We start from the raw sequence: 22,695 nt of genomic DNA on the forward strand, positions 1-22,695 counted from the left end.
GGGCACGAGCGGCTCGCCGCCGCCGACGCCGTCCTGGCCGAGGCGGAGCGCCGCCGGCTGCCCGCCCCGAACGTCGACTTCGCGCTGGCGGCGCTGGGCGCGGTCGCCGGACTCGTCCCCGGAGCCGGGGAGGCGGTCTTCGCCGTCGCACGCACCACCGGCTGGCTCGCGCACGCCCTGGAGGAGTACGCCCGCCGCACCCCACTGCGCCCCCGCGCCGTCTACGTGGGCCCGTCCCCGCGCTGAGTACGGGGTCGGGGCGGCATCGCGCGGGAGCCGGGGTAGGCTCGGTGCCGTGCGACGGTTCCTCACCCCAGGCTGGCTCGGGCTGCACGCGATCGCGATCGTGCTGTGCGGCGCGTTCCTCGGGTTCGGCTGGTGGCAGTTCGATCGCGCCCAGGCCGGCAACGACCGCAGCTGGGCTTACACGTTCGAGTGGCCGATCTTCGCGATCTTCGTGATCGTGATGTGGGTCAAGATGATCCGGGACGAGCGGGCCGGCGTGGAGCCCGCCCCCAAGGTGCTCGAGGAGCCCGCCGAGGCCAAGGCCAAGCGGGAGACCATCAGGCAGCACGAGGAAGAGGACCCCGCCCTCGCGGCCTACAACCGCTACCTCGCCCGGCTCAACTCCCAGGGTCGCTGACCCGCAAGCCGCTCGACGAAAGGTGTTCCCTGTGGAAGGCGCGGTCACCAGGTACCGGATCCTTGCGCTGATCGTCGGCACCCTGCTGGTGCTGCTGACGATCGGGATGGTCCTCAAGTACGGGCCGACCGACATGCCGGAGATGGTGGCCATCGTGTCGCCGATCCACGGCCTCTTCTACATGGTCTACGTGGCGCTGGCCTTCGACCTGTGGCGGCGCACCGGCTGGCCGCTCAGCAAGATGGTGTGGATCGTGCTCGGCGGCGTCGTGCCGCTGATGACCTTCTTCGTCGAGCGCAAGATCGTCCGCGAGGCGCACGCGCTGCCGGCCGCGAAGGCCGAGGCCGAGGCGAGCGTCTGACCCTCCTCCCGGGCTGGTGCCCGGCCGCCCTCATCGCATACGTTTGACTCAGTCAAACATCTGGAGGGCCGCCGCATGGAGGTGACCGCCGAGGACATCGGCACGGTCCGCGCGTTCAACCGCTTCTACACCGGCGTCATGGGAGTGCTCGGCGAGGGGCTCGTCCGCTCGCCCTACTCGCTGACCGAGGCGCGGGTGATCTTCGAGCTGGCCCAGCGGGAGGACGCCGAGGTGCTCGCGCTGCGCCGCGCGCTGGACCTCGACGCCGGCTACCTCAGCCGGATGCTGGCCCGCTTCGAGGCCGACGGCCTGCTGGTGCGCGAGCGCGCCGCCGGCGACGCCCGCCGCCAGATCGCCCGGCTCACGCCCCGCGGCCGCGCGGTGTTCGCCATGCTGGACGAGCGGACCGCCGCCGAGATCCGCGGCCTGCTGGACGGCCTGCCCGCCGCCGACCGCGGCCGGCTGCTCGCCGCGATGCGCACCGTGCACGGCATCCTCGGCGACCGTCCCCGCCCGGACGGCTTCGTCCTGCGCCCGCCGCGCCCGGGCGACCTCGGCTGGGTGGTCGAGCGCAACGGCGCCCTCTACGACGCCGAATGCGGCTGGGACCGCACCTACGAGGCCCTGGTCGCCTCGGTCGTCGCCGGCTATGTACGCGACCACGACCCGGAGCGGGAGAACGCGTGGATCGCCGAATCGGACGGCGTCCGGGTCGGCGGGGTGTTCTGCGTCAAACGCGCTGAGAACGTCGCGCAACTCCGCCTCCTCCACGTCGAGCCGGCCGCCCGCGGCATGGGCGTGGGCGCCGCGCTCGTCGACGCCTGCGTCCGCTTCGCCGCCGAGACCGGCTACACGGAGATCATGCTGTGGACGACGGCACTCCAGCGCCCGGCGCACCGCCTCTATGAACGGGCCGGGTTCGTCCTGACGGAGGAAGATCCGCCCGTGGAGCGCTTCGGCGACGTGATCCACGGACAGGTGTGGCGCAGGAAGCTGTGAAACCGGGGCCCGTGGAGGCGGCGTGCCTCCACGGGCCGGTTCCGCAGCGATCCCTTACTGCGTCGGCGGCCGGGACGGGGGTCGGACGGAGTTCCGGCCGCCTGTTCCTACCGGCCTTGTGCCGGTTCGTCTGGGGGCTGATTCCCACCTCCCTCCCGGTACGGCCGGACGGGCGTGACTCCGCCCGGCGGCGGGAGGAGGGCGCTGTGCGGCGCCCGTGTGCCTGCGCCCGGGGACACCCCGGTGCCGCGGGGGCGGGCGGCACCGGGGCCCGGGGGCCGTCGCCGCGCGGGGCCGGTCCGGTACGGCCGAGGACCCGAGGTGTATCGCCGCGCGCCGCCGCCCCGGCTCCCGCTGGGGGACGGGTGACGGGGGAGCGCGCCGCGAACGCCCTCGGCCGTACGGACCGGGCCGCGCGGGGAGCGGGAAGTGAGGAGGCGCCGGATCTCACGCTCGGTATTCCGCATCGGCTTCCCCCTCGCTTCCCGACCTGGGACTTTGCCGCCCCAAGGACCTCTCGTTCACCGTGTGTCACGATCTCGTTGCGTTAAGTACCCGCACGTCATGCGCACGTAAACGCCCTCCGCGCAAAGAATCAAGATCGCGATCCGGACTTTGCCCGCCCATTGCCCGCTGGACGACGTTGCCCCGCCCTCGTCCGCACGCGCTGGAGGTCGGCACGCCAACAACACGACCGCCCTGCTCGTCCGCGTGACGCGGCTCAACTGATGCGCGATGTCCGTTCCGGCCAAAGGTTGCAGAAGTCGAGCGCGTTGACCTTTGGATGGAAGAGTTAGTCCGAACGCCAACTGTCAATCTTGTTCAGACTTACTTTGCATTTTCGGTGGATCTTGCTGTTCGGGTGGGTGCGCTCGGGAGCGAGAGCGCGGTCATCGTCAGTCCGCTGGGTTTGCTGGGATGTGGAGGAGGTAGCCCAGCAGGTCGGTGGAGTCAGGGCGGTGGTGGCCGTCGGGAGCCCATCCCTGAGATCGGTAGAAGGCTTGGGCTCGATGGTTGAAGTGCTGGACCCAGAGCCGGGCCGTGGTGACTGATGCTGCTCGCCATGCTTGGACGCAGGTGCTGTGCAGGTGCGCGCCGATGCGTTGACGGAAGCTGCGGGGGTCGACGTATAGGTGCATTTCGCTGGTGACCTCGGGGTCGGGGTCAGGAAATGCGCATGCCCCGATCACCGCGAATCCGGCGAGCGTGTCGCTCTTGTGGGCGAGGAAGATCGTGTGGTCGGCGGAGTTGAGGGTTCGTGTCCAGTAATTGCGGCGGACGATGGCGCTTGCGGGGTCGGTGAGTTCGGCCGCGTCGACGAAGCCGCGGTAGTAGTCGGCCCGTGAGCGGGTGTGCAGGTCGGTGATCGCATCGAGGTCTTCCGGGGTGGCCGTGCGGATCTGGACGGTGGGAGCGTTCATGATCGTTGTGACGGCCGGGATCGTAGAAGTGTTCGTGGCCGCATTGTGACGGGCTTGTCTTGGCGGCTTTCGGTTCGTGCGGGCTTCAATGTGGTGCGCGGGGCCAGGTGGGGCAGCGCCAGGTGTTTCCGTCCCAGGTGACGAGGAAGGGAACGGCCGGCGGCAGTGGTGTGCCCCAGACCTTTTCACCCAGGCCGCAGAGGGCGCTGATTCCGGTGGTGAGGCTGGCGACGTGGCCGACCAGGGCGATGGTGCCGCCCGGATGTGCGGCCGCCATAGTGGTGAGCGCGGAAGTGACGCGTGCGGTGACTTGGTGTCCGTTCTCGCCGTCGGCCACTCGCTGGGACAGGTCTTGGCCGACGATCCAGGCGTGCAGCACTGCTGCGGTTCGCGTTCGGGTGGCCGGGTCGGTGGCGCCTTCGCTGCTGCCGATGCTGACCTCGGCCAGTGCCGGCAGGATGGTCAACTCGACACCGAGGCGTGCGGCGATGACGTCGGCTGTCTCGCGGGCGCGCTGGGCGGTGCTGGAGTAGACGTGCGTGATCGCCTCGTTGTGGAGTGCGTCGGCGGCGCGCGCGGCCTGGTGACGTCCTCGCGGGGTCAGCGATGCGGACGGTAATGCGCCGGAGGCGCCGGTCACGATGTTCTCTGACTCGCCGTGACGCAGGCACCAGAGTCGGACTTGATTGATCACCCAGGCCCCGGCGTTGTCCGCTGCTCGGCGGCCAGGCGCATGCGTTGGCGGGCGTAGGGGCCCGACTGAGGGTAGTAGGTCTCGATGACGGGCGCGCCGGGGTGCTGGTGATAGATCAGGGTGTTGGCGGCGTAGCGCTTCTTGGCGAAGTAGCGGGCGGCTTGGTGGTGTTTGCGCAGCGCGCGGACCGGCGGGCCGGGTGAGACGCCATCGATGCTGCCCACTCGGTGTTCGGGAAATGTTGCGGGGGTCATGCAGGGCTGGGGCGCGTGGTGGTCGGCCCAGAGGTGGGCGGGATGTTTGGGATCTTCGGGGTAGTAGTCCTCCAGGCCGAGCCGTCGGCCGAACTCGCAGGTGAACTCCCAGCGGTGGTCGGTGTCGGGATCGCCCAAGGGGCAGGCGGCTTTGACCCGCCAGACGGGGTGGGCCAGCAGACCGGCGATGGTGACGGCTTCGGGATAGATCGCGGCGTAGCAGAGTGAGTGGCTGAACGCGCCGACGGAATCGGTCTTGGGGATGAGCTGGTCGAGGCGCTGGTCCCAGAGCCACCAGCGGCTGTGGCCGTAGGTTTCCTCGGGGCCGTTCTTCCAGAGCACCGCGCAGATCTTGAAGGCGTGGACGAGCGCGTCGAAGACCGTCATCGGGCCGTAGAGACGCACCAGCCGGCCGTGTCGGCGCTGAGCGCTCAGCAGGTCGGGAAAGTCACTGAGGTGCCGCAAGGCGGGGCTCTCGCCGACATCGGGTGGGCCGAGCCAGTAGTGGTGCCGGTGGCAGGCGTAGGCGAGCAAGGGGAACAGCCGCATGACCGTGCCGCCGGGATGGCGGGCGGTGCAGCGGGGACACGCCGGTTGCGGGGTGTCGCGCAGGTGCAGCCAGTTGGTGTCGGGGTCGAGTTCGGGCAGGGCTTCGGCGAGGCGGTCGAGGGGGCGGCCGGTGGCCGCGGCGAGCCGCTCACCGATGATGATCCGCTGTTTGGCGTTTCCGTTGATCGGGGCGCTGACCCAGTGCCACATCTCCTCGTAGATGACGTCGTGGACGGTGGCCAGCCGTTGCAGGTAGGACTTGACGGTCTCGCCGGTGGCGGGCGGGATCGGGAGCGGGAGCCGGCGGAGCATCACACCGCCTCGGCCGAGCCCCGCCGGCCGCCTCGTTGTCCGCGGGCGTTGGGGGTGTAGGCGCTCTGCGCGGCGTAGTCGACGGGGACGATCTCCAGGTGCTCGCCGGTGATGCGTTCGGTGCCGTCCTCGATGGCCAGGATCGCTGCGCCGCGGATCAGCTGGGACAGGCTGCCGATCATCCCGCCGCTGCGCCGGTAGAGGTCTTCGGCCATTCCGGCCAGCGTGCCGGGCTTGTGGTGGCGCAGCCGTAGCGTGCTCTCCAGGCTGACGACCAGCGCCTGCCAGGCTCGGCGCTGGTCGGTGGTGCCGTAGGCGAACGCGGCGGCGGGGACGACGGTGAACCGTCCGGCGATCTGACGGCCGCGGGGTCCGGCGAACAGGCCTTGGGCTTCGACCTCGACTCCGGCATAGACGAATGTGGCCGGGAGCCGTTCGGCGAAGTATTTGAGCTGGTCGGAGACTTCGGCGCCGGTGCGGGTGGCCAGGGAGATGTGTCAGGTCGGGGACGAGGCGCCGTGCACCCTTTCAGGTGTCGGTCTCCTCGTCCCCGCCTGCCGAACCGGACGTGCCCGTTGGCCGAGCATCCGGCTCTCCACGTGATCCGGTGGGTCAAGCCATGAGTTCGCTGACCTGGCCAACAAAGCCCGTATCGTCGTGGTTGGTCTGGCGGAAACGTGCTCCGTCAGGGTCGACCTCGTCGATGTTCCATGGGGTGCTGATCTGCGCTCCGCGGAAGCGGTAGCGTTCGACCTTCATCTTTGCCGGGTTGCAGAGGACCAGGCCCTCTGCGGTGATCCGGTCCGCCCCGTAGTAGCGGCGGCGGATCTGTTTCCAGGTCAGGTGCGGGTGTTTTCGGCGGATCCAGAGGATCAGCCGCCACCAGGCGTACCAGCCCAGGTAGGCGAAGGTCCTCTTGGAAGCGCCGTAGCGAAAGTAGGCCGCCCAGCCCCGAAGGACCGGGTTGACCGTCCGCAGCACCTCAGCCAGCGAGAGCGAGGTGGTACTTCGCCCTGTCAGCTTCTTGATCTTGTGCATCACCGTCGCCAGGTTCTGCTTGGAGGGAATGGTGAGCACGACGCGACGGCCCTCGCCTCTGGTCTTGGCCTGGATGTGAAAGCCCAGGAAGACGAAGCCGTCATCGATGTGGGTGATGTGGGTCTTCTCGTCCGAGAGAGTCATTCTCAGCTTGTCGGCCAGCAGTACGGCGATCTGCGACTTGAGCGCTTGCGCTTCCTCCCTCGTGCCGTGCACGAGCACAACGAAGTCATCGGCGAAACGCACGAGCCGGAAGTTCGGCCGTCCCATCCGGCGCCGATATTGGCGACGCCAGGGCGGGTTCATCTGCTCGTCCCAGATCCGGGCGAAGTACCGGTCCAGCACGGACAGATAGACGTTGGCCAGCAGCGGAGAAACGACTCCTCCTTGCGGAGTGCCGGTCAGGCTCTCCGCGAATCCACCGTGCAACTCGACAATCCCCGCCCGCAAGAACCCACGGACCAGCCGTAGGACCTTCCGGTCAGAGATCCGTTCGGCCACCAGATCCATCAAGACGTGGTGGTCGACGTTGTCGAAGCAAGCCTTGATGTCGCCTTCGATGACCCATTCGTAGGTCGACGGCTTGCGGGTGAAGTGGTGGATCTCGGCGATGGCGTCCTGGGCCCGTCGTCCGGGCCGATACCCGTAACTGGACGGGTAGAAATCGACTTCGAAGATCGGTTCCAGGATCAGCTTGAGCGCCATCTGCGCCACCCGGTCCCGCAGGGTCGGGATCCCCAGGTAACGGACCTTGCCGTTCTTCTTGGGAACCGTCGCCTGTTTCACCGGCAGCGCGGTGAAGGTGCCGTCCTTCAAAGAGGAGCGCAGCTCCTCCAGGAACGGGATCACCCCCATGCGCTCTAGGACGTGGTAGCGGGTGACCGCATCCACCCCCGCTGTCCTGGCGCCCCGGTTGCCAGACACCTTCTCCCAGGCCACCAATAACGTGGCCCGGTCATAGACCAAGTTGAACACATCGCCGAACCGGCGATCCGATTCGGCTCTTGCCCATCGGTGCAGTTTCCGCTGGTGGTCGAGTACCCGCCGTTCCGCCGAGTACAACCCCGGCCACGACGGCGCGTCGTTATTCAACAACGTTCCTCCCCGGCAGCAGCACCACTGCCTTCACGCTGTCGCCCTTCCCCGCGTGACCGGTTCTCCCGGCCTCTGAGTACTACGGCGACTCCGCCACGACCCGGCGTCATCAGCGGACGTCGCACCTGCCCACCACCCGGCTGGATACCGGACGGAGAGGGCGACACCGAGTCGCTTCCCACGTTCACTGAGAACCCTTCTGACGGTGTCGGCGCCCAGCTATACCCCGGCAGCATCGTCCGGACCGCACATCGCAGTCTTGGCCCGGACCTTCGACCGCCCATCCACAGCAAGCGACCGAAGAGGAGAGTCCATCGGATAGAGCGCTCTCCAGCACTGCGGCGCGGCCCATCCACCAGATTCGACAGGCCGCTGACGACTCACGGGGCTTCAACCACTGGTTCAGTTTCCTTGCGCCCATCCCGTCTTCGCTTGCGAGCACGAGCCGTCTGGTGGTCCCGGCCCGTCTCTACGTTGTCGAGGCTGCTCCCGGCCTCACCCCCGACCCGGGGTTCGACCTGCCTCCAGCTTCAACCGGTCACTGCGATGACCGGCGGCGGATCCCTCCTTCCGCAGGGTTTCTCAGCGCCTCGTGGCGCACTGTGGATCTCATCGACCAGGACGAGGTCGACGTGGGTGTGTGCGGCGAGGGAGCAGACGGCGTTGGTGACGTCGGTGAGGTTGTAGCGGCTGGTGAACTCCAGGCCGAGGAAGCGGGCGAACTCGACTGCCAGCATCCGGGAGGTGGCGGCGGGCGGGACGGTGGCGTAGATGACCGGGATCCGGGTCTTGTCGTCGGGGTGGCGTTTGCGGGTCGCCAGCTCGTGTGCGCGGCCGAACTGGGTGAGCGCGGTGGTCTTGCCGGTTCCGGACGCGCCGCTGATGACGATGCCGCGGCGGGCGGAGATCTGCCGCCGGTTCAGCTGGACCAGCAGCCGCCCGGTGGCGATCACCTTCTGGATGGTTGGGGTGTTCACCAGCGGCAGATCGGCGTGATAGTCCCGCCGTAACTGCTCGTGGGCGGCTTGCTGACGAGGAGGATATGCCGCGAGTTGTCGCGGGGTCAGCGGCGTGGGCGGCTGGGGGGTGTGCCGGACGAACGCGGCCCAGCCTTCCTTGGTGGTCAGCGGACTGTCGGGCGGAACATCATCCTCGATCTGCGGAACGCTGGTCATATCCACTTCTCGGCTTCGGCGTGGGCATCGGAGATCCCGAATGGGACCACCGTCGCTGAGGACTCCCCGATGTCGTCGGCCTCGTCGGCGGCACCTGGTTCGTTCACGTTGTCGGCGGGTTGACGGGAGGGCGGCTGGTGGGTGGCGGCCGCGACCTTGGTGCGTGCGACGATCCGTTCGGTGCGTCGTTTGGCAGAGTCGCGTGCCGGGCCTTGCCCGGCTCGGGTGAGCAGTTCGTCCAGGACGCGGGCGACCTCGGCTTCGTTCTGGTCGTTCAGTCCCCGGGCCGTACTCTCCCGGCGGGCCAGGTTCCAGGTGAAGTCGGCGAACGGGCCGGTCACCATCGCCCGGTGCGTCCAGGGAACAGTGATCCAGCCACCGGTGGTGCGGACGAACACCTGCGACAGGTCGTAGGGGTCGTAGTGGATCTCCCAGAGCCCCTTCTTCCGAGTGTTCCCGGAGTGCTGGCGGCGGTGCGGCCAAAGCTCTCGGCAGTCGTAGGCGCGGTAGTCGATGCGGATGCCGTAGGCGTTGATCGCGCGGTATTTCACCGGCAGCAGTTCAAGGTAGTCCTCGCTGTTGAGCACGAGCGGGAGGTAGCCGCAGGCGGCGACCAGCGCCGAATACTTCTCGTTGGGCGTCATCATCCGGCGCGGGAAGAACGGGTCGCGCAGCGCGTCGTGCGGGCGGTGCTGCCATCCGGCGATCAGCCACTCGTCCAGCAGGTCCTGCAGTTCCGGGACCGTCCAGACCGCCTGTTCCTCCACCCGGCGGCCGCGGCGGTCGGTGTTGGACCCCGTGTGGGCCGCCAAGTATTGAGTGAACAGGCTGTTGATCGACGGGAACGTCGCCTCCACCACGGCTTTATCGGTCGGCGTGTTCGGCCTGGCCCGCTGGACGGAGATCCCCAGCCGGTCGCAGGCCCGCGTGAAGGCGTCGGAGATGAAGACTTTCCCGCCGTCGATCACCACCCCGTCCGGGACGATCACCGGTTTGGCGGCCGCCGCCTCCATCCGCGCGTCGATGTCCATCAACCGGCCGTGCGGCATCAGCGACGCCGACATCCTGAGCGACTCACACCAGCCCGGCCGCATCGGCTCGGGAACCAGCATCTTGGCAAGCAGCAGCGAGGCGTCGACTGCCTTGGTGCCCTCCGGCCGGAGCACCGCCGCGCAGATCGTCCGAGTCGCGACATCGACCGCGATGGTCAGATCCGCGCGGACCGCGACACCGCTGTCCAGCACCACCAGCACATCCAGCGGCGTGGAATCGATCTGCACCTGCTCACCGGGACGATCTGCCAGCGTCGGCGTGAACGCCCCCTCCGGCCGGTTCGCCAACTGCCGGCGTGTGGACGCCGAACCGAACGTGTGACGGCCCGTCGAGAGCACCTCGATCAGCCGGTAGAACGTCGTCTTCCCGGGCAGCGGAACCGCCCCTGGCCCATGGTCACTCTCAAGCGCCTTGGTGACCTTGCGGATCAACCGCGACCGAGTGCCCGTCGAGGCATTCGTCTCGGCCTCCAACGCATTTTGGACGGCCCGCACCACCCTCGCGTCGACCCGACCGGTCGCCTGCCATTCCCGCACCGCTCGTTGATCGACCAGACCCCACAACCCCTGAGCGGCATAGCGGGCTCGACGGGCGAAGATTGTCCGGACGCCGACGCCAAGTTCGGTGGCCTTGGCACCCGCCCGCTCCTTAATTGTCGTCGTCGCCGGATCGTACTCCGGACGAGGGACGGCACCCGGTTCAGGATCGGGCGGGAGGCCGGTCATCACCTCCACGATGTGGCGCTCCCAGTCCTTTGCCGTAGCCACCACGTCCTCGGGAAGACCGTCGAAAAGTCCGTAGGGCTCTATCTCAGGAAGCGACTCGCCATCAATAACACCGAAGCCCGGTGAACCGAGCAGGTGCGGCAGCAGCACCACCAGCTCCGATCCGGCTGCCGCCTTCAGACGCACCGACGTCCCGGCGAGCGCGACCACCTGGTGCTCACCATCGTCGTACTGGACCCAATCGCCCACCCTCAGCACCGGCCGGGACACCCGCGGGCCGCTCATGCCACGTCCGGGAGTGACACGACAGCGGCCATGTGCAGCGGCGTACTCAGATCCACCGTCAGTTCTTGCGACCAGAGCAGATGGAACACCCTCGGCAGCATCGAGATCGGATCGCCGACCTTCTCCACTCCGGCAAGCAACGGGCCGCCGCTGGAGAAGACTTCCCGCAGCCGCGTGGCCACCTCTGCATCGTGGTAGCGAGGGTGCCGATAGCCCGAGATCCACCGCACATTGCGCACGGACAACTCGTCCGGGGCGCCGACAAGCCGATACTCCCAGCCGACCGCATCACACGCGCGCCTGGCCGCCTCGAACGCGACTACGTCGCGCGGCTTGCGGAACTCCGCTGGCCGACAGTCGATCACTACCCCCGACCCATCTCGGCGCCGGGTGAAATAGTCCGGTGCGTGGGACCGGCGCTTCCCTTCTGCGCTCACCCAGAACAGCCAGAAGGGCTGAGAGGCGATGCCCACCACGGCCGGGGCAAAGTCCAGCAACATCAGGTGATCGCGTTCGAGCCACGACTCGAACCCCACCAGATGCCCGTCCGTCGCCGACCACCACTCGCCCGGCAGATGCCGCTGGCCCTTGTACGGACGGAGATGCCGAACAGGTCCTCCCTGCTCGAAGGGGGCCGCCCACGCCGCTGCGAGATCGCCGCGGGTCTTCACACCGTCGGCGGTCACGTACTCGATCTCGAAGCCGTCGACTGGCCGGACAAGCTCACCCAACGCCACCGACAACTCAGTCACGCACCGCATACTGCGCCACCCCAGCTCGCCGAGGTGCCAACTTAATCCGAACGTTGCAAGGTCGGCTGCAACCTAAGTCCGGAAGGTGCAGGGTTCGCGCGGACGGGACACGCGAGGGGTGATCGCTTAGAGCGAACGTTGCTGCGGAAACAAAAAGCTGCTCCGTTTTCTTGAGTGTGTATGACTCAACTTGAGGTTGGGTCGTTGAGGACTTGGAGCTGAGCATGAGCGAAACCCTGACGCTGCCGGTGCTGCCCCTGGAGGACGGGGTCGTTCTGCCCGGCATGGTGGTGCCCCTGGACCTGTCCGAGAACGGGGAGGTCAGGGCGGCCATCGAGGCCGCGCGGGCGGTGGCCCAGTCCAAGGGGCCCGGTATCCGGTCGGTGAGCAAGCCGCGGGTGCTGCTGGTGCCCAGGCTGGACGGGCGGTACGCCGATGTCGGCACGCTCGGCGTGATCGAGCAGGAGGGGCGGCTGCCCGGTGGTGAGCCGGGCGCCGTCGTCCGCGGTGTGTCGCGGGTGCGGATCGGGACCGGGACGACCGGGCCCGGCGCGGCGCTGTGGGTCGAGGGGACCGTGCTGGAGGCGCCGCCGGCGTCCGGGCGGGCCCAGGAGCTGGCCAAGGAGTACAAGGGCCTGGTCAGCGCGATCCTGCAGAAGCGCGGCGCCTGGCAGGTCGTGGACGTGGTGCAGCAGATCGACGACCCGTCCACGCTGGCCGACAACTCCGGGTACGCGCCGTACCTGACGGACGAGCAGAAGATCGAGGTCCTGGAGACCGTCGACGTGGTCGAGCGGCTGGAGCTGGTGATCGGCTGGACGCGCGACCACCTCGCCGAGCTGGACGTGGCGGAGACCATCCGCAAGGACGTCCAGGAGGGCATGGAGAAGACGCAGCGCGAGTTCCTGCTGCGGCAGCAGCAGGAGGCCATCCGCAAGGAGCTGGCCGAGCTGAACGGCGACCCCGCCGACGAGGAGGACGACTACCGGGCCCGGATCGAGGCCGCGAACCTCCCCGAGAAGGTGCGCGAGGCGGCGCTGAAGGAGGTCGACAAGCTGGAGCGGTCGTCCGACGCCTCGCCGGAGGGCGGCTGGATCCGCACGTGGCTCGACACGGTTCTCGACATCCCGTGGAACGACCGGACCGAGGATGCCTACGACATCACGGGGGCCCGGGAGATCCTGGACGCCGACCACGCTGGCCTGGACGACGTGAAGGAACGCATCGTCGAGTACCTGGCCGTTCGCAAGCGGCGTGAAGACCGTGGCCTCGGCGTCGTGGGCGGACGTAGGAGCGGTGCCGTCCTGGCGCTGACCGGTCCTCCTGGTGTGGGTAAGACCTCGCTGGGCGAATCGGTCGCGCGGGCCATGGGACGCAAGTTCGTGCGCGTCGCCCTGGGCGGCGTCAGGGACGAGGCCGAAATCCGTGGTCACCGCCGTACGTACGTGGGTGCGCTTCCCGGACGCATCGTCCGTGCCATCCGCGAGGCCGGTTCGATGAACCCGGTCGTCCTGCTGGACGAGGTCGACAAGGTCGGCGCCGACTACCGGGGCGACCCGACGGCGGCGCTGCTGGAGGTCCTCGACCCCGAGCAGAACCACACCTTCCGGGACCACTACCTGGAAGTGGAACTCGACCTCAGCGACGTGCTGTTCCTCGCCACCGCGAACGTGGTCGAGGCCATCCCCGGGCCGCTGCTCGACCGGATGGAGCTGGTGGAGCTCGACGGCTACACCGAGCACGAGAAGGTCACCATCGCCCGCGACCACCTGCTGCCGCGCCAGCTCGACAAGGCGGGGCTGGAGGCGTCCGAGGTGGGCTTCGGCGACGACGCGCTGCGGCTGCTGGCGGCCGAGTACACCCGCGAGGCCGGCGTCCGGTCCCTGGACCGCTCGATCGCGCGCGTCCTGCGGAAGGTCGCCGCGAACGTGGCGCTGGAGAAGGCGGCGCTGCCGGTCTCGATCGGCGCGGACGACCTGAAGGACTACCTGGGCCGTCCCCGGTTCACCCCGGAGGTCGAGCTGAGCCGCAACGAGCGCCGCACCGGCGTGCCGGGCGTGGCGACGGGCCTGGCGGTCACCGGCGCGGGCGGCGACGTCCTCTACATCGAGGCGTCGCTGGCCGACAAGGAGACCGGCGACACCGGCGTGACGCTCACCGGGCAGCTCGGCGACGTCATGAAGGAGTCGGCCCGGATCGCGCTGTCCTACCTGCGCTCGCGCGGCGCGGAGCTGGAGCTGCCGGTCGGCGACCTGAAGGACCGCGGCGTGCACGTCCACGTGCCCGCCGGCGCGATCCCGAAGGACGGCCCGAGCGCCGGCATCACGATGACGACGGCCCTCGCGTCGCTGCTGTCCGGACGGCCGGTCCGCACGGACGTGGCGATGACCGGCGAGGTGTCGCTCACCGGGCGGGTGCTGCCGATCGGCGGCGTGAAGCAGAAGCTGCTCGCCGCGTCCCGGCTCGGCATCACCACGGCGATCGTGCCGAAGCGCAACGAGCCCGACCTTGAGGACGTTCCGGCCGAGGTGCTGGAGAACATGACGGTCTTCACCGTCAGCGACGTCCGCGAGGTGCTGGACCTGGCCCTGGAGCCGGCCACGACCGCGGTCGCGGCCTGACCCCGAGCGAACGCCCGCGCCGGAAACGGCGCGGGCGTTCGCATGCCCGCATTACGGACAAGCCGGAACACCCCGCCGCACATAGTCCACTGCGGGCCGGGGACGACGAGCCGGGTGTTGGTGGAGATGTGGCAGCCCGCGGCGCCGGGCGAACGGGTCCCGTGGTACGTCGTCGCCTTGCGTACCGTCGTCGTACTGATCGCGCTGGGCCTGCTCGGCGTCTTCTTCTATTTCGCGTTCAAACTCACGCTGACGCCCGTCCACGACAACGGCCAGGCGGGCGGAAACACCGATCCGGGCCGCTCCCTGCGCTTCTACCTGGACCGCCCCACCAAGGAAGCCTTCCTCCAGATAGGCGGCAACCTCGCACTCCTAGCGCCCTTGGGCGTCCTCCTACCCCTCGTCTGGACGACCCTACGCGGCCCCATACGCCTCGCCCTACTCACAGGCATGCTCTCCCTGGCCATCGAGACGATCCAGGGCTTCCTGGTAATGGGACGAGCCTTCGACGTAGACGACGTAATCCTCAACGTGGCAGGCGTAGTAATCGCCTACCTCCTCCTAGGCCGCCGCCTATCCAAAACCCTCCGCGGCAACTAGCGAGCCGCTTCGTTGAGTTGCGGCGTGTTATCCGGCTGCTCATAGCAACAACAACATGCCGGTGGATCTTTGTGGTCAGCGCGGGGTCAGGTGGAAGACCCTCAGTTGGCGATGTGAGCGTTCCACGTAGCTGTCGTAGACGGGCCAGACCGCGATGAGGCGGGGCCAGATCTCCTTGCGTTCTGTGTCGTCCAGGAGGTGGGCGGTGACCGGCGTCTTGCGGCCCCGGAAGCTGACCTCGGCTTCGGGGGTCTTGATGAGGTTGCCGGTCCAGGCCGGGTGCTTCTCGCGGCCGAAGTTGGAGCCGACGACGTACCAGCCGCCGGACGGGTCGGGGAGGCAGGCGAGCGGCGTCTGCCGGGGGAGGCCGCTCACGGCGCCGGTCGTGGTCAGCACGAGGCTGGGGACGAGGAGCTGGCCGAGCAGGAGCCGGCCGCCGGTGGCCTTGTGGAGCGTCCGGTCGATCGGCGGGACGACCTTGGGTCCCACCTTGGCGAACCATTCGGAGCCCGAGACCCGGTGGAAGACCGGCCCGAACGTGCGCTGGATGAGAGTCGGCATCGGTTTCTCCTCGGCGGCGAGCCGGCCGGCCCGGCGCGGGTTCAGGTGGCCGCTCCCGGCCAGCCAGCGCAGCCCGTCGGCGACGGTCTCCTCGACGGGACGCAGGGTGAGGTCGAGAGCGTCCAGGATGGGACGGTCGTCGGTCGGCACCAGCGTGACCATGAACTCGGCGGCGTCGCGGGTGAGCGGGTAGTCGAAGCGGCGGATCCGCTTGGCCGCGTCCAGCGTGGAGCCCAGGCCGAGCATGACGCGGGACGGGACGCGGACGCGGCGGCACTTCACGCCGGTGAGGCGGTCGCACAGGTCGGCGTACTGCGGCCAGGTCAGGTAGTGGCCGCCGAGCACCCAGCGGCTCGGGCCCTGGCGGGCCTCGACGGAACGTGCCAACGCCTCGCCGAGGTCGCGGACGTCGATGACCGAGACGCCGCCGCCGGGCAGCGGCCACACCTTGCCGAGCGCGGCGGCGAGCCCCTCCATCAGCGCGTCCAGCGTCGGCTGGTTCGGCCCGCACACGCCGCCCGGGTAGACGATCGTGACGGGCGCGCCGTCCGCCTGGAGGCCGCGCACGTAGCGTTCGGCGGCCAGCTTCGACTTGCCGTAGTCGGTGCGGGGGCTCGCGAGCGCGTCGTTCGCGGTGATGACCGGGCCGGACGGCGGGACGAACACCGCGATCGTCGACACGTGGATCACCGGGGCCAGGCCGTGCTCGACGGCGCCGCCGATCACGTTGCGGGTGCCCCGGACGTTGACCTCGACCAGATCGCGGTCGCCGCCGGTCACGTCGATGGCGGCGGCGGTGTGGACGGCGGCGTCGCACCCGGCGAGCGCCGCGGCCACGGTGTCGGCGTCCAGCATGTCGCCGGGGACGAGTTCGACGTCCTCGGCCGCGACGCCGACCGACCGCAGGACCTTGGCCGCCTTGCCGGGGTCGCGGACCAGGGCGCGCGGCCGGTGCCCGGCGGCCAGCAGAGCGCGGACGGTGTGGGACCCGACGAACCCCGAGGCGCCGGTGACGAAGATCCGCATGGGGGAAAGCTAGCGTTCGGTCCTGACGCGGCGGCAGCCCGGGCTCAGCGTGGCCCGCGCAATTTCGGACACCTGGATTACCGGAAGGCGGACGGCCGGTCATTGACGCGCCTGGAACGGTCCAGCACACTCGGGACTCACCTGACCGCCGACCGGGAGGGGATCGATGAGGATCGGACTGGCCGGCGCGGGGCGCATCGGTGCGCGCCACGCCGCCGCTCTCTGCGCAGTGCCCGAAGTGGACGCCCTGGTCATCGCCGACGCGGACGCCGCCCGCGCGCGCGATCTCGCCGCCCGCCTCCCGTCCGTGGCGGCGGCCGTCGACACCGTCGGCGAACTCTTCACCGCCGGCCTCGACGGCCTGATCGTCGCCGCGGCCACCGACGCGCACGCGGCCCTGGTGGACCGGGCCGTCACCGCGCGAATTCCCGTCTTCTGCGAGAAGCCGCTCGCCTCGGACATCGATGGAACGTTCCAAGCGGTGGAGGCGGCGGCCAAGGCCGACATACCGGTACAGGTCGGCTTCCAGCGCCGGTTCGACGCCGGGAACGCGGCGGCACGCGAGGCACTGGCATCCGGGCGGCTCGGCTGGTTGCACACCGTCCGGTCGTGCAGCTTCGACCCGTCGCCGCCGCCCGCCGAGTACGTCCCGTCGTCCGGCGGGCTTTTTCGTGACTGCGTCATCCACGACCTGGACCTCATCCGGTTCGTCACCGGTCGCGAGATCGTCCGCGTGATGGCGTCGGGCTCCAACCGGGGCGAGGACTTCTTCCGCGAGTGCGGCGACATCGACACCGGGTCCGCGCTGCTCGTCCTGGACGACGGGACGCTCGGCGTCGTGTCCGCCACCCGCTACAACGCCGCCGGTTACGACGCACGGCTGGAGCTGTTCGGCTCCAAGGACAGCGTCGTCACCGGCATGGACGGCCGGACGCCCGCGACACCGCTCCCAGAACAGGACGCGGCACCGAAGCACGCCTACAGCGGATTCATGGAGCGCTTCTCCGACGCCTACGACGCCGAGATCCAGGCGTTCGTGGACGTGGTGGCGGGCCGCCGTGCCAACCCCTGCCCACCGGAGGACGCCCTGGAGGCGTTCTACCTCGCCGAAGCGTGCGAGCTGTCCATGCGCGAGGGACGGATCGTCGGCGCCGACGAGGTTCGGCGATGAGCTTCGACCTCATCACGATGGGACGGGTCAGCGTCGACGTCTATCCGAAACAGATCGGTGTCCCGCTGGAGGACGTCGAGTCGTTCGGCAAGTACCTCGGTGGAAGTCCCACCAACGTCGCCGTGGCGGCGGCCAAGTACGGCCGTCGCGCCGCCGTCATCACCCGTACTGGCGACGACCCCTTCGGACGGTTCGTCCACAAGGCGCTCCAGGGGTACGGCGTGGACGACCGGTACGTCACGGCCGTCCACGGCCTGCCGACACCGCTCGCCTTCTGCGAGATCTTCCCGCCGGACGACTTCCCGCTGTACTTCTACCGCTATCCCAAGGCTCCCGATCTGGAGATCCGTCCAGACGAACTAGACCTAGAGGCGATCCATGAGGCGCGCATCGTGTGGGCCACCGTCACGGGTCTCTCCCAGGAGCCCAGCCGTGAGGCGACCCTGCGAGCGCTGACCGAACACCCCGGACAGACCGTCATCGACCTCGACTACAGGCCGATGCTCTGGGACGACCCAGGAGAGGCACCGCACTGGGCCGGGCTCGCCCTGCAACAGGCCAAGGTCGCGGTGGGCAACCTAGAGGAATGTGAGGTCGCGGTAGGGGAGAGGGAGCCGCAGGCCGCCGCCAGCGCGATTCTCGAACGCGGCCCTGAACTCGCCATCGTGAAGATGGGCCCGGACGGCGTCCTAGCCGCGACGCAAGACGAGATGGTGCAGGTACCACCGGTCAAGATCGACGTCGTGAACGGGCTCGGCGCGGGCGACGCGTTCGGCGGCGCCATCTGCCACGGCCTCCTCGCCGGCTGGGATCTGCGGCGCCTCATCGAGTTCGCGGGCGCCGCCGGGGCGATCGTCGCGTCCCGCATCGCCTGTTCGGACGCGATGCCCGCGCAGGACGAGGTCGAAGCACTCCTCAAGGAGACCGGATGAAACACCACCTGCCCGCGGGCAGCGCCGTTGAAGGCCCGTACGGGCTCGTCATCACCCCCGAATCGGCCGGTTGGACGCATTCCGCCCTCCGCGTCCTCGACCTGCCGGACGGCGGCGAGCACACCTTCGCCACCGGCGAGTTCGAGACGATCGTGCTGCCGCTGGCCGGATCGTGCGTCGTCGAATGCGACGGCTCCCGGTTCGAGCTGGAAGGCCGCGACGACGTGTTCAGCCGGGTCAGCGACTTCGCCTACGTCCCGCGTGACGCGCAGGTCACTGTGCGGGGGAGCGGCCGGTTCGCGCTGGCCGGCGCCCGCTGCGAGGCGCGCCTGGAGCCCCGCTACGGGCCCGCCGAGAAGGTGCCGGTGGAGTTGCGCGGCGCTGGATCGGCGAGTCGGCAGGTCAACAACTTCGGCACGCCCGAGGGGTTCCCGTTCGCCGAGAAGCTGATCGCGTGCGAGGTACTCACGCCGGGCGGCTGCTGGTCGTCCTTCCCGCCGCACAAGCACGACGAGGACCGGCCCGGCGAGTCGGTGCTGGAGGAGATCTACTACTTCGAGGTCGCCCGGGACGGCATGGGCTACCAGCGCGTCTACGGCTCGCCGGGACGTCCCATCGACGTCCTCGCGGAGGTCCGCAGCGGCGATGCCGTCCTCATCCCGCACGGCTGGCACGGCCCGTCGATGGCGCCGCCGGGCCACGATCTCTACTACCTGAACGTGATGGCCGGCCCGTCCCCGGAACGGGCCTGGAACATCTGCGACGACCCCGCCCACGCGTGGATCCGCGACACCTGGACGGGCCAGGAGGTCGATTCCCGGCTGCCCCTGACGTCCGCCGGCGGACGCCCCTGACGCGGCGGGACGATGGTTATCCACATTCTGCCGACCCCTTGGCAGGTACCCCGGGCGGTGCGGCATCGTGGGACCTCCCGGTTGCGGAGGTGCCGGCGCGCCGGACTCCACCAGACGGGCTCATGACCGGTATGAGGGAGTTCGGGGAGCGTACCGCCATGATCTGTGATCAACTCCTCTGACCGACCATTCGGGGAGAAACGGAGAGCAGTCGATGAGAGGCGTTTTCGCGCGTGGATCATCCAAGGGCCTCGCGGTGCTGGCCGCCGCGGGGCTGCTGGCGCTGAGCGCCTGCAGCAGCTCGGGCGGCAAGGAGTCCGAGGAGGCCCCCGAGGGCGCCGGCCCCCGGCTGAAGATCGCGATGGTGACCCACTCGGGCGCCGGCGACACCTTCTGGGACATCGTGCAGAAGGGCGCCAAGGCCGCCGCCGCCAAGGACAACGTCGAGTTCCTGTACTCGGCGGACCCGGATGGCGGCAAGCAGGCCCAGCTCGTCCAGGCCGCGATCGACAAGAAGGTCGACGGGATCATCGTCACGCTCGCCAAGCCGGACGCGATGAAGGACGTGCTGTCCCGCGCCACCGCCGCGAAGATCCCGGTCGTGTCGATCAACTCCGGCGCCGAGGACTCCGCGAAGCTCGGCGCGATCGCGCACTTCGGGCAGGACGAGTCCATCGCCGGCGAGGCGGCCGGCACCGAGCTCGGGAAGATCGGCGCGAAGAAGGCGCTGTGCGTCGTCCACGAGCAGGGCAACGTCGGCCTCGAAGCCCGCTGCGCCGGCGCGAAGAAGACGTTCGGCGGCGACCTGGAGAACCTGTTCGTCCAGGGCACCAACATGCCGGACGTCAAGTCGTCCATCACGGCCAAGCTCCAGTCCGACAAGGACATCGACGGGATCCTGACGCTCGGCGCCCCGTTCGCCGCGACCGCCGTCGACTCCGTCAAGGAGACCGGCAGCAAGGCCAAGATCGGCACGTTCGACCTGAACAAGGACCTCATCGCCTCGCTCAAGGCGGGCAGCATCGAGTTCGCCGTCGACCAGCAGCCCTACCTGCAGGGCTACGAGGCCGTCGACCAGCTGTGGCTGCTGAAGAACAACGGCAACGTGCTCGGCGGCGGGCGCCCGGTGCTGACCGGTCCCGCGATCGTCACCAAGGAGAACGCCGCTGAGCTGGAGGCGTTCGCGAACCGGGGGACGCGATGACGCAAGCCGTGGCCGAGCCACCGCCGGTGGCCGATCCCGGCTCCGACGAGCGCCTGGCCCGGCAGTCGCCGCTGCGGCGGCTGCTGGGCCGCCCGGAGCTGGGCGCGCTGCTCGGCGCCGTCGCGCTGTTCGTGTTCTTCTCGATCGTCGCGGACGCGTTCCTGCGCGCCGGGTCGTTCTCGACCGTCCTCTACGCCGGCTCCACGTTCGGGATCATGGCGGTCGGCGTCTCGCTGCTGATGATCGGCGGCGAGTTCGACCTGTCCGCCGGGGTCATGGTGACGTCATCGGCGCTGATCGCCGCGCTCACCGCCTACCAGCTCACGCTGAACGTGTGGGCGGGCGTGGCGATCTCGCTCGTGCTGACGCTCGCGCTCGGCATGGTCAACGGCATCCTCTACATCAAGACGAAGCTGCCGAGCTTCATCATCACGCTCGCCACGTTCTTCATGCTCGCCGGGCTCAACCTCGGCGTGACGAAGGCGCTCACCGGCAACGTCGCGAGCGACTCCGTCCGCGACATGGACGGCTTCGACACCGCCCGCGCGATCTTCGCGTCCGACATCGACGTGCTCGGCGTCAACGTCAAGATCACCGTGTTCTGGTGGCTGCTGTTCACGGCGATCGCGACATGGATCCTGCTGCGCACCCGCGTCGGCAACTGGATCTTCGCGGTGGGCGGCTCCGCCGACAGCGCCCGCGCGGTCGGCGTCCCCGTCGCCCGCGTCAAGGTCGGCCTGTTCATGGGCGTCGCATTCTGCGCCTGGTTCTCCGGGATGCACCTGGTGTTCGCGTTCGCGACCATCCAGTCGGGCGAGGGCGTCGGCAACGAGTTCCTGTACATCATCTGCGCGGTCATCGGCGGCTGCCTGCTGACCGGCGGCTACGGGTCGGCGATCGGCGCGGCCATCGGCGCGTTCATCTTCGGGATGACGAACAAGGGCATCGTGTACGCGGAGTGGAACCCCGACTGGTTCCGGTTCTTCCTCGGCGCGATGCTGCTGATCGCGACCGTGGTGAACCTGATCGTGCGGCGCAGAGTGGAGCGCTCAACATGACGGACGCGCCGCTGATCAAGCTGACCGGCGTCGGCAAGAACTACGGCAACATCATCGCGCTGCGGGACGTGGACCTGGAGGCGTCCGCCGGCGAGGTCACCTGCGTGCTCGGCGACAACGGGGCGGGCAAGTCGACGCTCATCAAGGTGGTCGCCGGCCTGCACCGGCACGACACCGGCACGTACGAGGTCCAGGGCGAGGAGGTCGCGTTCGACTCGCCCCGCGAGGCGCTCGACCGGGGCATCGCGACCGTCTACCAGGACCTCGCGGTCGTCCCGCTGATGCCGGTCTGGCGGAACTTCTTCCTCGGCTCGGAGAAGCGCAAGGGCTTCGGCCGCATGGACATCGACCACATGCGGAAGACGACCCAGGGCGAGATGGCCGCGATGGGCATCGACCTGCGGGACGTCGACCAGCCCATCGGGACGCTCTCGGGCGGCGAACGCCAGTGCGTCGCGATCGCCCGCGCCGTCCACTTCGGCGCCAAGGCCCTCGTCCTGGACGAGCCGACCGCCGCCCTAGGCGTGAAGCAGGCCGGAGTGGTGCTGCGCTACGTCGTCCAGGCGCGCGAGCGGGGCCTCGCGGTCATCTTCATCACCCACAACCCGCACCACGCCTACCCGGTCGGCGACCGCTTCCTGATCCTCAACCGGGGCCAGAGCATCGGCTACCACCCCAAGGACGAGATCACCCGCGAGGAACTGACCGCCCTCATGGCAGGCGGCAGCGAACTGGAGGAACTCGCCCACGAACTAAACACCACCACGCCCTCCGACCCCTAGGCCGGGGCGAGCCAGGTTTGGCAGAGCCACCAGGCGTTTACGCCGGCGAAGGTGTCGGAGGCGTCGATGCCGGTGACCTCGGTGAACCGCTGGATCCTGTTCCGCACCGTGTTGGGGTGCACGAACAGGCGTCCGGCGGCCGCGGTGACGTCGCGTCCCTCCTCCAGCCAGGCGCACACGGCGCGGGCGACCGGCTCGGCGTTCGCGCCGAGTTCCGCGCGGGCCGCCCGGTACCGGTCGAGCAGGATCGAGGCGAGGTCGGTGCGGTCGGCCGCCGCCGCGACGACGGCCACGTCGGCGACGTGCACCACGCCGGTCCGCCCGGTCGCCTCGGCGGCGGCGAGCGCGGACACGGCGAGGCGACCGTGACGACCGGCGTGGTGCTGTCTCTTATTCAAATCTTCGAGCCCACGAGTCGGTCGTCTAAGTTGTATTCCGTCTTTAGCATGAAAACAAAAACCGTGAAATTGTAACTTCATTTTCTGGCGTAACTTTGAGTTTTCTGCAATAATTTTTATTCTGCTTTATCA

The 22,695-nt window shown here is 69.1% G+C and carries 22 protein-coding genes; 12 read left to right on the forward strand and 10 right to left on the reverse strand.

The features are described 5' to 3' along the window. The 4 genes from HUX53_RS21820 to HUX53_RS21835 form a co-directional block, all read left to right on the forward strand. Nucleotides 1–246, forward strand: a 246-nt coding sequence (locus HUX53_RS21820) for a citrate/2-methylcitrate synthase (protein ID WP_303623174.1), incomplete at its 5' end; no start/stop codon positions are given. A 49-nt stretch (nt 247–295) separates the two neighbouring features. Next, a complete protein-coding gene (locus HUX53_RS21825) occupies nt 296–643 on the forward strand; it encodes a hypothetical protein (protein WP_176405077.1) in 348 nt (115 codons plus the stop codon). 31 nt (nt 644–674) lie between these two features. Continuing rightward, complete coding sequence (locus HUX53_RS21830; RefSeq protein WP_176405078.1) at nt 675–1,004, forward strand: DUF3817 domain-containing protein; 330 nt, start codon at nt 675–677, stop codon at nt 1,002–1,004. A gap of 75 nt (nt 1,005–1,079) precedes the next feature. Then, nucleotides 1,080–2,003 carry a helix-turn-helix domain-containing GNAT family N-acetyltransferase gene (locus HUX53_RS21835; protein WP_176405079.1) on the forward strand — a complete coding sequence of 308 codons (924 nt, stop codon included), beginning with the start codon at nt 1,080–1,082 and terminating at the stop codon, nt 2,001–2,003. A gap of 896 nt (nt 2,004–2,899) precedes the next feature. Here HUX53_RS21835 and HUX53_RS21840 read toward each other — a convergent pair. The 8 genes from HUX53_RS21840 to HUX53_RS21875 all read right to left on the reverse strand — a co-directional run bounded on the left by HUX53_RS21840 (nt 2,900) and on the right by HUX53_RS21875 (nt 11,356). Next, nucleotides 2,900–3,424, reverse strand: a complete 525-nt coding sequence (locus HUX53_RS21840; protein ID WP_176405080.1) for a GNAT family N-acetyltransferase — start codon at nt 3,422–3,424, stop codon at nt 2,900–2,902. A gap of 85 nt (nt 3,425–3,509) precedes the next feature. Continuing rightward, nucleotides 3,510–4,118 (reverse strand): histidine phosphatase family protein, encoded by a 609-nt coding sequence (locus HUX53_RS21845; protein ID WP_309237360.1) that lies wholly within the window; start codon nt 4,116–4,118, stop codon nt 3,510–3,512. After that, a complete protein-coding gene (locus HUX53_RS21850; RefSeq protein WP_176405081.1) occupies nt 4,115–5,233 on the reverse strand; it encodes a TniQ family protein in 1,119 nt (372 codons plus the stop codon). Before HUX53_RS21850 ends, HUX53_RS21845 begins: the two co-directional genes overlap by 4 nt. Next, complete coding sequence (locus HUX53_RS40100; RefSeq protein WP_217919739.1) at nt 5,233–5,448, reverse strand: hypothetical protein; 216 nt, start codon at nt 5,446–5,448, stop codon at nt 5,233–5,235. The genes HUX53_RS21850 and HUX53_RS40100 overlap by 1 nt, the downstream gene beginning before the upstream one ends. A gap of 397 nt (nt 5,449–5,845) precedes the next feature. After that, nucleotides 5,846–7,363 (reverse strand): group II intron reverse transcriptase/maturase, encoded by a 1,518-nt coding sequence (ltrA, locus tag HUX53_RS21860; protein WP_217919740.1) that lies wholly within the window; start codon nt 7,361–7,363, stop codon nt 5,846–5,848. A gap of 533 nt (nt 7,364–7,896) precedes the next feature. After that, complete coding sequence (locus HUX53_RS21865; protein ID WP_176405083.1) at nt 7,897–8,541, reverse strand: ATP-binding protein; 645 nt, start codon at nt 8,539–8,541, stop codon at nt 7,897–7,899. Further along, nucleotides 8,538–10,604, reverse strand: a complete 2,067-nt coding sequence (locus tag HUX53_RS21870) for a Mu transposase C-terminal domain-containing protein (RefSeq protein ID WP_176405084.1) — start codon at nt 10,602–10,604, stop codon at nt 8,538–8,540. The genes HUX53_RS21865 and HUX53_RS21870 overlap by 4 nt, the downstream gene beginning before the upstream one ends. Then, nucleotides 10,601–11,356, reverse strand: coding sequence for a TnsA-like heteromeric transposase endonuclease subunit (locus tag HUX53_RS21875; RefSeq protein ID WP_309237361.1), 756 nt, complete (start codon nt 11,354–11,356; stop codon nt 10,601–10,603). Before HUX53_RS21875 ends, HUX53_RS21870 begins: the two co-directional genes overlap by 4 nt. A gap of 224 nt (nt 11,357–11,580) precedes the next feature. Between HUX53_RS21875 and lon the strand changes: the two genes are divergently transcribed. Both lon and HUX53_RS21885 read left to right on the forward strand, forming a co-directional pair. Continuing rightward, nucleotides 11,581–13,977: an endopeptidase La gene (lon, locus tag HUX53_RS21880; RefSeq protein WP_176405086.1), complete on the forward strand. Its 2,397-nt coding sequence runs from the start codon at nt 11,581–11,583 to the stop codon at nt 13,975–13,977. 114 nt (nt 13,978–14,091) lie between these two features. Further along, nucleotides 14,092–14,577: a VanZ family protein gene (locus tag HUX53_RS21885; RefSeq protein WP_309237362.1), complete on the forward strand. Its 486-nt coding sequence runs from the start codon at nt 14,092–14,094 to the stop codon at nt 14,575–14,577. A gap of 75 nt (nt 14,578–14,652) precedes the next feature. Here HUX53_RS21885 and HUX53_RS21890 read toward each other — a convergent pair whose 3' ends face one another. Next, nucleotides 14,653–16,164, reverse strand: coding sequence for a nitroreductase family deazaflavin-dependent oxidoreductase (locus tag HUX53_RS21890; RefSeq protein WP_176405087.1), 1,512 nt, complete (start codon nt 16,162–16,164; stop codon nt 14,653–14,655). A gap of 166 nt (nt 16,165–16,330) precedes the next feature. On the opposite strand from HUX53_RS21890, the gene HUX53_RS21895 reads away from it, so the two are divergent. From HUX53_RS21895 to HUX53_RS21920, 6 genes are all read left to right on the forward strand, one after another. Continuing rightward, nucleotides 16,331–17,335 (forward strand): Gfo/Idh/MocA family oxidoreductase, encoded by a 1,005-nt coding sequence (locus tag HUX53_RS21895; RefSeq protein ID WP_176405088.1) that lies wholly within the window; start codon nt 16,331–16,333, stop codon nt 17,333–17,335. Beyond that, a complete protein-coding gene (gene iolC, locus HUX53_RS21900; RefSeq protein ID WP_176405089.1) occupies nt 17,332–18,267 on the forward strand; it encodes a 5-dehydro-2-deoxygluconokinase in 936 nt (311 codons plus the stop codon). Before HUX53_RS21895 ends, iolC begins: the two co-directional genes overlap by 4 nt. Further along, nucleotides 18,264–19,121 carry a 5-deoxy-glucuronate isomerase gene (iolB, locus tag HUX53_RS21905; RefSeq protein ID WP_176405090.1) on the forward strand — a complete coding sequence of 286 codons (858 nt, stop codon included), beginning with the start codon at nt 18,264–18,266 and terminating at the stop codon, nt 19,119–19,121. Before iolC ends, iolB begins: the two co-directional genes overlap by 4 nt. A gap of 214 nt (nt 19,122–19,335) precedes the next feature. Next, nucleotides 19,336–20,325 (forward strand): sugar ABC transporter substrate-binding protein, encoded by a 990-nt coding sequence (locus tag HUX53_RS21910; protein ID WP_176405091.1) that lies wholly within the window; start codon nt 19,336–19,338, stop codon nt 20,323–20,325. Then, nucleotides 20,322–21,383 carry an ABC transporter permease gene (locus HUX53_RS21915; protein WP_176405092.1) on the forward strand — a complete coding sequence of 354 codons (1,062 nt, stop codon included), beginning with the start codon at nt 20,322–20,324 and terminating at the stop codon, nt 21,381–21,383. The genes HUX53_RS21910 and HUX53_RS21915 overlap by 4 nt, the downstream gene beginning before the upstream one ends. Next, complete coding sequence (locus HUX53_RS21920; RefSeq protein ID WP_176405093.1) at nt 21,380–22,165, forward strand: ATP-binding cassette domain-containing protein; 786 nt, start codon at nt 21,380–21,382, stop codon at nt 22,163–22,165. Before HUX53_RS21915 ends, HUX53_RS21920 begins: the two co-directional genes overlap by 4 nt. On the opposite strand, the gene HUX53_RS21925 is transcribed toward HUX53_RS21920, so the two are convergent. Further along, nucleotides 22,162–22,563 carry a helix-turn-helix domain-containing protein gene (locus HUX53_RS21925; protein WP_255205499.1) on the reverse strand — a complete coding sequence of 134 codons (402 nt, stop codon included), beginning with the start codon at nt 22,561–22,563 and terminating at the stop codon, nt 22,162–22,164. The two genes, HUX53_RS21920 and HUX53_RS21925, sit on opposite strands and share 4 nt — an antisense overlap. Between the last annotated feature and the right edge of the window lie 132 nt (nt 22,564–22,695).

Source organism: Actinomadura sp. BRA 177 (assembly GCF_013372625.1).
Classification (GTDB): Bacteria; Actinomycetota; Actinomycetes; order Streptosporangiales; family Streptosporangiaceae; genus Spirillospora.

Bases quoted from the DNA above. Each gene is read 5' to 3' on its own strand.
- HUX53_RS21920 (WP_176405093.1), top strand. From the start codon at position 21,380: ATGACGGACGCGCCGCTGATCAAGCTGACCGGCGTCGGCAAGAACTAC.
- HUX53_RS21870 (WP_176405084.1), bottom strand. From the start codon at position 10,604: ATGAGCGGCCCGCGGGTGTCCCGGCCGGTGCTGAGGGTGGGCGATTGG.
- HUX53_RS40100 (WP_217919739.1), bottom strand. From the start codon at position 5,448: ATGGCCGAAGACCTCTACCGGCGCAGCGGCGGGATGATCGGCAGCCTG.
- HUX53_RS21910 (WP_176405091.1), top strand. From the start codon at position 19,336: ATGAGAGGCGTTTTCGCGCGTGGATCATCCAAGGGCCTCGCGGTGCTG.
- iolB (WP_176405090.1), top strand. From the start codon at position 18,264: ATGAAACACCACCTGCCCGCGGGCAGCGCCGTTGAAGGCCCGTACGGG.
- HUX53_RS21835 (WP_176405079.1), top strand. From the start codon at position 1,080: ATGGAGGTGACCGCCGAGGACATCGGCACGGTCCGCGCGTTCAACCGC.
- HUX53_RS21915 (WP_176405092.1), top strand. From the start codon at position 20,322: ATGACGCAAGCCGTGGCCGAGCCACCGCCGGTGGCCGATCCCGGCTCC.
- HUX53_RS21850 (WP_176405081.1), bottom strand. From the start codon at position 5,233: ATGCTCCGCCGGCTCCCGCTCCCGATCCCGCCCGCCACCGGCGAGACC.
- HUX53_RS21840 (WP_176405080.1), bottom strand. From the start codon at position 3,424: ATGAACGCTCCCACCGTCCAGATCCGCACGGCCACCCCGGAAGACCTC.
- lon (WP_176405086.1), top strand. From the start codon at position 11,581: ATGAGCGAAACCCTGACGCTGCCGGTGCTGCCCCTGGAGGACGGGGTC.
- HUX53_RS21865 (WP_176405083.1), bottom strand. From the start codon at position 8,541: ATGACCAGCGTTCCGCAGATCGAGGATGATGTTCCGCCCGACAGTCCG.
- iolC (WP_176405089.1), top strand. From the start codon at position 17,332: ATGAGCTTCGACCTCATCACGATGGGACGGGTCAGCGTCGACGTCTAT.
- HUX53_RS21890 (WP_176405087.1), bottom strand. From the start codon at position 16,164: ATGCGGATCTTCGTCACCGGCGCCTCGGGGTTCGTCGGGTCCCACACC.
- HUX53_RS21895 (WP_176405088.1), top strand. From the start codon at position 16,331: ATGAGGATCGGACTGGCCGGCGCGGGGCGCATCGGTGCGCGCCACGCC.